The organism is Burkholderia sp. LMG 13014 (genome assembly GCF_905232215.1).
Classification (GTDB): domain Bacteria; phylum Pseudomonadota; class Gammaproteobacteria; order Burkholderiales; family Burkholderiaceae; genus Burkholderia.
On record NZ_CAJNKE010000192.1, the window covers coordinates 1 to 10,058 of the forward strand.

12 protein-coding genes are annotated in these 10,058 nt (G+C 68.0%); 6 read left to right on the plus strand and 6 right to left on the minus strand.

The annotated features are described in order from the left end of the window. Both mnmA and JYJ84_RS19275 read right to left on the minus strand, forming a co-directional pair. Positions 1 to 887 (minus strand): tRNA 2-thiouridine(34) synthase MnmA (gene mnmA, locus JYJ84_RS19270; protein ID WP_205189378.1); only part of this gene is annotated, 887 nt, incomplete at its 3' end. Continuing rightward, on the minus strand, positions 884 to 1,393 hold the full coding sequence (locus JYJ84_RS19275) for an NUDIX hydrolase (RefSeq protein ID WP_122944497.1): 510 nt from the start codon (positions 1,391 to 1,393) through the stop codon (positions 884 to 886). The genes mnmA and JYJ84_RS19275, both read right to left, overlap by 4 nt. Before the next feature lie 278 nt (positions 1,394 to 1,671). On the opposite strand from JYJ84_RS19275, the gene JYJ84_RS19280 reads away from it, so the two are divergent. The 3 genes from JYJ84_RS19280 to JYJ84_RS19290 are packed head-to-tail and all read left to right on the plus strand — an operon-like array spanning position 1,672 to position 4,604. Then, positions 1,672 to 2,811, plus strand: a complete 1,140-nt coding sequence (locus tag JYJ84_RS19280; RefSeq protein ID WP_175984784.1) for a Re/Si-specific NAD(P)(+) transhydrogenase subunit alpha — start codon at positions 1,672 to 1,674, stop codon at positions 2,809 to 2,811. A gap of 15 nt (positions 2,812 to 2,826) precedes the next feature. Continuing rightward, entirely contained in the window at positions 2,827 to 3,153 is a 327-nt protein-coding gene (locus JYJ84_RS19285) for an NAD(P) transhydrogenase subunit alpha (protein ID WP_174963491.1), read from the plus strand. Next, positions 3,150 to 4,604, plus strand: coding sequence for an NAD(P)(+) transhydrogenase (Re/Si-specific) subunit beta (locus tag JYJ84_RS19290; protein ID WP_175222371.1), 1,455 nt, complete (start codon positions 3,150 to 3,152; stop codon positions 4,602 to 4,604). The genes JYJ84_RS19285 and JYJ84_RS19290 overlap by 4 nt, the downstream gene beginning before the upstream one ends. Before the next feature lie 95 nt (positions 4,605 to 4,699). Here JYJ84_RS19290 and JYJ84_RS19295 read toward each other — a convergent pair whose 3' ends face one another. Continuing rightward, a complete protein-coding gene (locus tag JYJ84_RS19295) occupies positions 4,700 to 5,620 on the minus strand; it encodes a LysR family transcriptional regulator (RefSeq protein ID WP_174963495.1) in 921 nt (306 codons plus the stop codon). 80 nt (positions 5,621 to 5,700) lie between these two features. Here JYJ84_RS19295 and JYJ84_RS19300 point away from each other — a divergent pair, with 80 nt between their 5' ends. After that, positions 5,701 to 6,624, plus strand: coding sequence for a carbon-nitrogen hydrolase family protein (locus JYJ84_RS19300; RefSeq protein ID WP_205189379.1), 924 nt, complete (start codon positions 5,701 to 5,703; stop codon positions 6,622 to 6,624). A 72-nt stretch (positions 6,625 to 6,696) separates the two neighbouring features. On the opposite strand, the gene JYJ84_RS19305 is transcribed toward JYJ84_RS19300, so the two are convergent. Further along, positions 6,697 to 7,383, minus strand: coding sequence for a YafY family protein (locus JYJ84_RS19305; protein WP_069746174.1), 687 nt, complete (start codon positions 7,381 to 7,383; stop codon positions 6,697 to 6,699). A gap of 73 nt (positions 7,384 to 7,456) precedes the next feature. After that, positions 7,457 to 7,867 (minus strand): VOC family protein, encoded by a 411-nt coding sequence (locus tag JYJ84_RS19310; RefSeq protein WP_122944502.1) that lies wholly within the window; start codon positions 7,865 to 7,867, stop codon positions 7,457 to 7,459. 169 nt (positions 7,868 to 8,036) lie between these two features. Between JYJ84_RS19310 and JYJ84_RS19315 the strand changes: the two genes are divergently transcribed. Both JYJ84_RS19315 and JYJ84_RS19320 read left to right on the plus strand, forming a co-directional pair. Then, on the plus strand, positions 8,037 to 8,369 hold the full coding sequence (locus JYJ84_RS19315) for a helix-turn-helix transcriptional regulator (RefSeq protein WP_175222370.1): 333 nt from the start codon (positions 8,037 to 8,039) through the stop codon (positions 8,367 to 8,369). Continuing rightward, positions 8,362 to 8,826 carry an SRPBCC family protein gene (locus tag JYJ84_RS19320; protein ID WP_122944504.1) on the plus strand — a complete coding sequence of 155 codons (465 nt, stop codon included), beginning with the start codon at positions 8,362 to 8,364 and terminating at the stop codon, positions 8,824 to 8,826. The genes JYJ84_RS19315 and JYJ84_RS19320 overlap by 8 nt, the downstream gene beginning before the upstream one ends. A 96-nt stretch (positions 8,827 to 8,922) precedes the next feature. Here the strand turns inward: JYJ84_RS19320 and JYJ84_RS19325 are convergent. Continuing rightward, the coding region (locus JYJ84_RS19325; protein WP_205189380.1) for a class I SAM-dependent RNA methyltransferase at positions 8,923 to 10,058 on the minus strand (1,136 nt) is incomplete at its 5' end.

Consider the following 10,058-nt stretch of genomic DNA (forward strand, 5'->3'; position numbering starts at 1 on the left):
GGCTCGCCGGCGACCCAGCTCACGTTGCCGGCGACGAGCTGGTGCGCCAGCAGCCACGGATGATCGTGGCCCTGCACGACGTACAGCGTGTTCGACGCGATGTCCTTCGCGGCGACGAACCACGGATCGCCGTTGCCGCTCTTGCTGCCGCCGAGGCCGATGCCCTTGCGCTGGCCGAACGTGTAGAACGCGAGGCCGATGTGCTCGCCGACGACCTTGCCGTCCGGCGTCTTCATCGGGCCGGGTTTCGTCGGCAGATAGCGGTTCAGGAAATCGCGGAACGGCCGTTCGCCGATGAAGCAGATGCCCGTCGAATCCTTCTTCTTCGCGTTCGGCAGCCCGATCTGCGCGGCGATCTCGCGCACCTTCGTCTTCGGGATCTCGCCGAGCGGGAACATCGTCTTCGACAGTTGCGCCTGGTTCAGCCGGTGCAGGAAGTACGACTGGTCTTTCGTATGATCGAAAGCCTTCAGCAGTTCGAACCGCCCGTCGCGCTCGCGCACGCGCGCATAGTGGCCGGTCGCGATCATTTCCGCATCGAGCGACATCGCGTGATCGAGGAACGCCTTGAACTTGATCTCGGCGTTGCACAGCACGTCGGGGTTCGGCGTGCGGCCGGCCGAGTATTCGCGCAGGAACTCGGCGAACACGCGGTCCTTGTATTCCGCCGCGAAGTTGACGGCTTCCACGTCGATGCCGATCAGGTCGGCTACCGACACGACGTCGATCCAGTCCTGACGCGTCGAGCAGTATTCGCCGTCGTCGTCGTCTTCCCAGTTCTTCATGAACAGGCCGACCACGTCGTAGCCCTGTTCCTTCAGCAGCCACGCGGTCACCGACGAATCGACGCCGCCCGACATGCCTACCACTACCCGGCGCTTGCTCATTTGTTGACCGCCTGACGTTCGAATGCTTCGGGGCGCGGCGCGACCGAATGCGTGTGCACGAAATCGAGCGGAATGCGCCGCCCGGCGAGGTAATCGTCGACGCAGCGCAACACCGCGGGCGAGCGATGGCGCTCGCTGCACGCGCGCAGTTCGTCGGCGGTCATCCACAGCGTGCGGACGATGCCGTCGTCGAGCGCGTGGCCCGCGATCGGCTCGCCGGCTGTGCCGCAGAACGTGAAGCGCAGATAGGTTGCGCCGGCGGTGCCGGGACGGTCGTAGTGCGCGAGATAGACGCCGACGAGCGCGTCGGGCGTGAACGGGTGCGCGGTTTCCTCGAGCGTCTCTCGGATCACGGCGTCGGCCAGCGTTTCGCCGGCTTCGAGATGGCCTGCCGGCTGGTTGATGCGCAGGCCCGACGAGGTTTCTTCCTCGATCATGAGAAAGCGGCCGGCGTGCTCGACGAGCGCGGCGACCGTCACATGCGGGGTCCAGATTTCGGGTTTCATGGTTCGGCATTTTACCGGTTGCGCCCGAACGCTGCCGGTCGTTGCGCTAAACGAATCAGACCCTTTCAATTCGTCTGTCGTGCCGATACATGGCGACACCGGACGGGCCGGCATCGCCGTCTCGCACGATCGTGCCAAGCGCGCTGGTACGGCCCTCGCTTTCGCCTAAAGTGGAGAGTGAGTGTCGTCGCTCGTGAGCCGGTCGTCAGCCTGCCCGGCTCGTTGTGCAGTAAAAGTCGCAACAAACGAAATACTGACAATGACTGGAGGGACCGACGATGCATATTGGCGTGCCTGCCGAAACGCGGGCGAACGAGGCGCGTGTGGCTGCGACGCCGGAAACCGCGAAGAAATTCGCGGCAGCCGGCCATCGGGTCAGTATCGCGAAAGGGGCCGGCATCGCCGCGAGTTATCCCGACGCAGCCTATGCGGCCGCCGGGGCCGAACTGACCGGCCAGTCGGCCGCTTTCGATGTCGACATCGTGCTGAAGGTCCAGGCGCCCACCGACGCCGAACTGCCGCTGCTCAAGCGCGGCGCCGTGCTGGTCGGCATGCTCGATCCGTTCAACGGCGAGCAGGCGGCGAAACTTGCCGCGGCCGGCGTGACGGGCTTCGCGCTCGAAGCCGCGCCGCGCACGACGCGCGCGCAGAGCCTCGACGTGCTGTCGTCGCAGGCGAACATCGCGGGCTACAAGGCCGTGCTGGTGGCCGCGGCGCTGTATCCGCGCTTCTTTCCGATGCTGATGACGGCCGCGGGCACCGTGAAGGCCGCGCGCGTGCTGATTCTCGGCGCGGGTGTCGCGGGCCTGCAGGCGATCGCGACCGCGAAGCGCCTCGGCGCGGTGATCGAGGCGTCCGACGTGCGGCCGGCCGTGAAGGAGCAGATCGAGTCGCTCGGCGCGAAATTCCTCGACGTCCCGTATGAAACCGACGAAGAGCGCGACGCGGCGCAGGGCGTGGGCGGCTACGCGCGTCCGATGCCGCCGTCGTGGCTCGGCCGTCAGGCCGCGCTCGTGCACGAGCGGGCAAGGCAGGCCGACATCGTGATCACCACCGCGCTGATTCCCGGGCGCCCGGCACCGACGTTGATCTCGGTCGAGACCGTGCAGTCGATGAAGCCGGGCTCGGTGCTCGTCGATCTCGCGGCCGGCCGCGGCCCCGAATTCGACGGGCGCAAGAGCGGCAACTGCCCGCTGACGGTCGCCGACCAGGTGATCGTGCACGACGGCGTGACGATCGCCGGCTACACGAATCTCGCGTCGATGCTCGCAGCGGACGCGTCGGCGCTGTATGCCCGCAACCTGCTCGACTTCATGAAGCTGATCGTCACGAAGGAAGGCACGCTCAACATCGACCTGACCGACGACATCGTCGCCGCGACGCTCCTGTGCCGCGACGGCGAAGTCGCGCGCAAGTAACCGGGGAGAGGGGCCATGGAAATCATCAATCACACGGTGATCAACGTGATCATCTTCGTGCTGGCGGTGTACGTCGGCTACCACGTGGTGTGGAACGTCACGCCGGCGCTGCATACGCCGCTGATGGCCGTGACCAATGCGATCTCGGCGATCGTGATCGTCGGCGCGATGCTCGCGGCGGCGCTCACCGTCGGCGCGACCGGCAAGGTGTTCGGCACGCTCGCGGTCGCGCTCGCGGCCGTCAACGTGTTCGGTGGCTTCCTCGTGACGAGGCGCATGCTCGAGATGTTCCGCAAGAAGGCGCCGAAGCAGGCCGAGGGCGGCAAGGAGGGCGCGCGATGAGCATGAACGTCGTCACGCTGCTGTACCTCGTCGCGTCGGTGTGCTTCATCCAGGCGCTGAAAGGCCTGTCGAACCCGAAGAGCGCGCGGCGCGGCAACCTGTTCGGGATGGCCGGGATGGCCATCGCGATCCTCACGACGATCGCGCTGATCGTCAAGCAGGCCGCGTGGCTCGGCGCGAACCTGCCGCTCGGCATCGCGCTGGTGCTCGGCGCGCTGATCGTCGGCGGCGGCGTGGGGGCGTTCGTCGCCGCGCGCGTCGAGATGACGAAAATGCCGGAGCTCGTCGCGGCGATGCATTCGCTGATCGGTCTCGCGGCCGTGTGCATCGCGTATGCGGTGGTGTCGGAGCCGGAAGCGTTCGGGCTCGTGCCGCAGGACGCGGTGTCGTCGAACTTCATCCCGTACGGCAACCGCGTCGAGCTGTTCATCGGCACGTTCGTCGGCGCGATCACGTTTTCCGGCTCGGTGATCGCGTTCGGCAAGCTGTCGGGCAAGTACCGGTTCCGCTTGTTCCAGGGCGCGCCGGTCGTGTATGCGGGCCAGCACCTGCTCAACCTGATGCTCGCGCTCGCGATGCTCGGCTTCGGCATCCTGTTCTTCATCACGCAGTCGTGGCTGCCGTTCGTCATCATGACGGCGATCGCGTTCGCGCTCGGCGTGCTGATCATCATCCCGATCGGCGGTGCGGACATGCCGGTGGTCGTGTCGATGCTGAACTCGTACTCCGGGTGGGCGGCGGCCGGCATCGGCTTCTCGCTGAACAACGCGATGCTGATCATTGCCGGGTCGCTCGTCGGCTCGTCGGGCGCGATCCTGTCGTACATCATGTGCCACGCGATGAACCGCTCGTTCTTCAACGTGATCCTCGGCGGGTTCGGCGGCGAGGCAGCGGCCGGTGGTGCGGCAGGTGCGAAGGAGCAGCGGCCGGTGAAGTCGGGCTCGGCCGAAGACGCATCGTTCATGCTCGGCAATGCGGAAACGGTCGTGATCGTGCCGGGTTACGGCCTCGCCGTGGCTCGTGCGCAGCACGCGCTGAAGGAGCTGACCGACAAGCTGGTCGAGAAGGGCATCGACGTGAAGTACGCGATCCATCCGGTCGCGGGGCGGATGCCGGGGCACATGAACGTGCTGCTCGCGGAAGCGGAAGTACCGTATGAGATCGTGTACGAGATGGACGACATCAACGGCGAATTCGGACAGGTCGACGTCGTGCTCGTGCTCGGCGCGAACGACGTCGTGAACCCGGCCGCGAAGAACGATCCGGCGTCGCCGATCGCGGGGATGCCGATCATCGAGGCGTACAAGGCGCGCACGGTGATCGTCAACAAGCGCTCGATGGCGGCCGGCTACGCGGGCCTCGACAACGACCTGTTCTACATGGACAAGACGATGATGGTGTTCGGCGATGCGAAGAAGGTCATCGAGGACATGGTGAAGTCGGTCGAATGACGCATGCGCCGGCAACGCGGCTGCCTGCTTCGATTCACGGGCAGCGTGACCGGACATTGGACAGGCCCGACCGGCGCAAGCCGGCCGGGCTTTTTTCATGGAGCGACGAGGTTCGCGACGCACGCGGCGATCGTGTCGCGTACGCGCACGATCGCCGGGTCGCGCTGCGTGCTCGTGCGCCAGCCGATTTCCACCGGGTAGTGCGGCAAGTCGACCGGGCATGCGAGCGCGCGCAGCGGTGTCGATTGCGCGATCGCGCGCGCCGCGTGCGCGGGAATCGTCGCGACCGCGTCGGAGCCGGCGAGCAGGTACGGCAGCGCGGCGAAATGCGTGGTCGACGCCGCGACACGCCGCTTGTGGCCGAGCGTGGCCAGCGCCTCGTCGACGATCCCGATCACGCCGCCCGACGACACGAGCAGGTGGTCGCGCCGCAGGAAATCGGCGAGCGTCAGGGTGCGCGGCGGCTTCGGGCGGGTGGCCGGGTCGATCACGCACGCATAGCCGCCCGTCGCGACCGCGCGCCGGCTGAGCCCGTTTGCCGAGAAGCCGCCCGACGCGATCGCGAGGTCCACACTGTGACGCAGCAGCGCGTCGCCGGCGATGCCGCTGTGCGTCTGCCGGAAGATCAGCCGGATACCGGCGGCTTCCCGCGCGACGGCGTCGATCAGCGCGCGGCCGAGCGCGATTTCGAAGTCGTCCGACAGCCCGATCGAGATCGTGCGGCCGATGCGGTCGCCGCCGTCGGCTGCGATCGCGAGGCTTTCGCGGCAACGGTCGAGCGCATCGGACAGGATCGGCTTCAGTTCGTCCGCGCGCGGCGTCGGCGCGAGCCCGCGGCCGGTGCGCACGAACAGCGGATCGGCATAGATCACGCGCAGCCGCGCGAGCGCCGCGCTCACCGCCGACTGCGTGAGGCCGAGCCGCAGCGCCGCGCGGCTCGCGCCGCCTTCCTCGTACAGCGCCTCGAACACTTTCAGCAGGTTCAGGTCGAGGCTGGCGATATCATCCGCATTCATGACACTTATCGTTCTATCGATTTGATCGATGACATCATATCGATAAAGATGGCGTTACCCCATTCACCGGAGACGCCTTCATGTCCACGTCAGTCATCGCCGCGCTGCAGATCGGTGCATCGCCCGCCGGCACGCGCGCCACGCTCGACACGATCCTCGGCTACGAAACCGCGATCCGTGACAGCGGCGCATCGCTCGTCGTGCTGCCCGAGGCCGTGCTCGGCGGCTATCCGAAAGGCGAGATCTTCGGCACGCGGCTCGGTTACCGGCTGCCCGAAGGTCGCGACGCGTATGCGCGCTATGCCGCGCAGGCGATCGACGTGCCGGGGCCCGAAACCGACGAGCTGGCCGCGCTGTCGCAGCGCACGGGCGCGAGCCTCGTGGTCGGCGTGATCGAGCGCGGCGGCAGCACGCTGTACTGCACGGCGCTGTTCTTCGACCCGCGCGACGGGCTCGTCGCGAAGCACCGCAAGCTGATGCCGACCGGCACCGAACGGCTGATCTGGGGGCAGGGCGACGGCTCGACCTTGCCCGTCGTCGACACGGCCGCGGGCCGCGCGGGTGCCGCGATCTGCTGGGAGAACCACATGCCGCTCCTGCGCTGCGCGATGTACGCGAAGGGCGTGCAGATCTGGTGCGCACCGACCGTCGACGAGCGCGACGTCTGGCAGAGCTCGATGCGGCATATCGCGCACGAAGGGCGCTGCTTCGTCGTCAGCGCGTGCCAGGTGCAGCCGTCGCCGCGCGCGCTCGGGATCGACGTGCCGGGCTGGGATCCGGAGCGGCCGCTGATCCGCGGCGGCAGCGTGATCGTCGGGCCGCTCGGCGACCTGCTGACGGAGCCGCTGATCGGCGCAGCCGGGCTCGTGACCGCGCGCATCGATACCGACGAACTCGTGCGGGCGCGCTACGACTTCGACGTGGTCGGGCATTACGCGCGGCCCGACGTGTTCTCGCTGCACGTCGACGAGCGGCCGAAGCGGACGGTGGTATTCGGCGGGTAGGAGGGGGCGGACCGGGCGCCGTGCGGTGCCCCGGAACATGAACAGCGGCGGCGCGCCCGCCGTCGTGCCGCGTCAGCGCATCGGCGCTTCCGCGATCCGCATGTAGTCGGCGATCCGCCGTCCTTCCATGTCCGGAAACTGCTCGTGCACGGTGATGTCGCCCATCCGCGCGATGTCGAAGGTGCGGAAATCGTCGCGCAGCTCGCACCACGCGCCGATCGTCCAGCGCCCGCCCCAGTAGACGAGCCCGAGCGGCCACACGCGGCGTTGCGAATGTGCGCCGAGCCGGTCGCGGTAGCCGAAGCTGACGACGTGGCGCGTGTCGATGGCCTGGTGGATCGCGTCGACCTTCGCGCAAAACGTCTCGTCGATGTGGAACGACGGCGCGAACACGGGCAGGCGGTCGAGCGCCGTGCGCTTGTCGGCCGGCATGGCCGACGCGATCTTCGCGAGCGCCGAGCGCGCGCCGCTCGCGAAGCGCGCACCGCCCCAGGTTTCGAGCATGCGTGCGCCGGTGGCGAGCGCCGCGAGTTCCTCGGCCGTGAACGTGAGCGGCGGCAGGCTCGCGTTGCGGTTCAGCCGGTAGCCGATGCCGGCTTCGCCTTCGATCGGCACCCCTGACAGTTGCAGGTCGCGCACGTCGCGATAGACCGTGCGCGGCGACACCGACAGCCAGTCGGCCAGCTGCTGCGCGGTCGTGAGACGACGCCCGCGCAACAGCTCGGCGATCTGGAACAGGCGGTCGGCACGGCGCGTCATGACGGCACCTCGACTCCAACGGCGGTAGGGACTTCGCGATGATAGCGCCGCGCGAGCCCGACGGCCGGTGCGCTCAGTGGCATTTCGGCGCGTGCAGGCCGACGCGGTTGCCTTCGGTGTCGATCAGGTAGCCGACGTAGCCGTAGTTGTTCGGCAGCTCGACGACCGAGCCCTGCACGACGCCGCCCGCGCGCTTCGCGCGTTCGAGCGCCGCGACGACCGATTCGCCGGCGTTCAGGTAGACGAGCACGCCGTTCGCGCTCGGCTTCATCTGCTGCGGATCGAACACGATGCTGCCGCCCGTGCTCGATGCGTCGCGGTCGAACGTGGCCATCGGCACGCCGCCGATGACTGCGCGCTGCAGCGTCGTTTGCAGCACGGTTTCGTAAAAGCGGATCGCCCGGTCGAAATCGAGGGACGGAATGTCGAACCACGCGATCGCGCGCTCCAGGGTGGCGGTGGCAGTGGCAGTTGCGGACGTCATGACGTGCTCCTTGTTGCGTTGTTGTTCGGGTTCGGTGCGGAAACCAGCGGTGCATTGCGCCGGGATTGCAGTGTGATCGCGGCCTGCTGACACCGTATTGTCAGTAGAGTTGTCACCCTTGACATGCAACTGTTTGGTTGCATAATGAGGTCATTGACCCGGGAGCGGCATGGATCTCGTTTTCAAGGCGCTGGCCGATGCCACGCGCCGCCAGTTGCTTGATTTGCTGCATGCGAAAAGCGGACAGACCCTGTCCGAGCTGTGCGACGGGCTTGCGATGAGCCGGCAGGCCGCAAGCAAGCATCTCGCGCTGCTCGAGGCCGCGAATCTCGTCGCGACGACGTGGCGCGGCAGGGAGAAGCTGCATTACCTGAATCCGGTGCCGATCCACGACATCGCGGAACGCTGGATCGGCAAGTTCGAGCGTCAGCGCCTGCAGGCGCTGGTGGATCTCAAGCGCGGGCTGGAAGCGGCCGGCGATCCTGGAGACAACGATGAGTAATCCCGCCTTTGTGTACGTGACGTTCATTGCATCGACGCCCGAGCGCGTGTTCGATGCGCTCACCAACGCCGAGCTGACGAAGGACTACTGGGTGCGGCATCGCAACGCGTCGCCCGACTGGCGGCCGGGCTCGCGCTGGGAGCATCAGGACTACGACGATCCGTCGCGGGTCGACATCGTCGGCGAAGTGGTCGAGAACGATCCGCCGCGCCGGCTGGTCGTCACTTGGCGCGCGCCGTCGGGGGAGAGCGGGGAATCGCGCGTGACCTACGTGGTCGAGCCGCATGAGGGCGTCGTGAAGCTGACCGTCACGCACGACGGGCTGGTGCCGGGCTCGGAGATGGATCGCGGGATTCGCGGCGGCTGGCCGGTCGTGCTGTCGAGCCTCAAGACGCTGCTCGAGACGGGGCAGGCGCTGCCATTCACGATGGGCCGCTGGGCGTGCTCGAAGCACTGAAACGAAACGCCGCCGTTGCCGCGGGTGCGGTAACGGCGGCGTTCGGGTTGCCGCGATGGGGCTGCACCGGCGGCCCCATCGCGATCATGTTGCGGATTACGCGTCGCCTTCCGGCGTGGCCGGGCGCGCCTTCACGCTGCCGGCGATCAGGTCGAAGCGGAACAGCCGGCATTCGAGCGCGCCGTTGAACAGCGGCGTCTTCGCCGATTCGCGCAGCCGCAGCTGGCCCGGCAGCGAACGGTCGGACGTCAGCAGGAACGCTTGCCAGCCCGTGAAGCGCTGTTTCAGCGCATCGCCGAGCGCGTTGAAGAACTCGCTGTCCGGCGCATCGGTGTGGGTGCGGCGGAACGCATCGTCGTTGCCGCGGTTGCGGCCCGTCTCGCGCACCTCGCCGCGCGCGCTGCGGCCACGCACCTCGATCCGCTCGCCGTACGGCGGGTTCGCGAGGATGATGCCCGGGCCGTCGCACGGCGGCGTCATCCCGCGCGCGTCGACCTGCTTGAGCCATACCGACGGCACGCCCGCGCGCTCGAGGTTCGCGCGCGCCTTCTCGAGCATGTCGCCGGAGATGTCGCTGCCGTACACGCCGAGCGCTTCGCCGCGCTTGCCGCGCGCCGCGCGCTTCGCGTCCAGCGCCGGGACCTTCAGCCCCTGCCACGCGGTGATGTCGTACTGCTTGAGTTTCTCGAAACCGAACCGGCGCTCGACGCCGGGCGCCACGCCGAGCGCGATCTGCGCGGCTTCCGCGAGGAACGTGCCGCTGCCGCACATCGGGTCGTACAGCGCCGTGCCGGGCGTCCAGCCCGTCAGGCGCAGGATGCCGGCCGCGAGGTTCTCGCGCAGTGGCGCCGCGCCCTTGTCGAGACGCCAGCCGCGCTTGAACAGCGGCTCGCCCGACGTGTCGAGGTACAGCGTGCATTCGCCCGCCGTCAGGAAGGCGAACACGCGCACGTCCGGCGCACCCGTGTCGATGCTCGGGCGCGCGCCGGTCTTGTCGCGCATCCGGTCGCAGATCGCGTCCTTCACGCGCAACGTCGCGAATTCGAGGCTCTTCAGCGGCGACTTGATCGCCGTGATGTCGACGCGCAGCGTCTGCGTCGCCGCGAACCAGCGCTCCCACGGCTGCTCGAGCGCGAGCGCGTAGACGTCCTGCTCGTTGCGGTATGCGCGGTGCGCAATCTTCAGCAGAACCCGGCTCGCGATCCGCGAATGGAGGTTCGCGGCCATGCCGG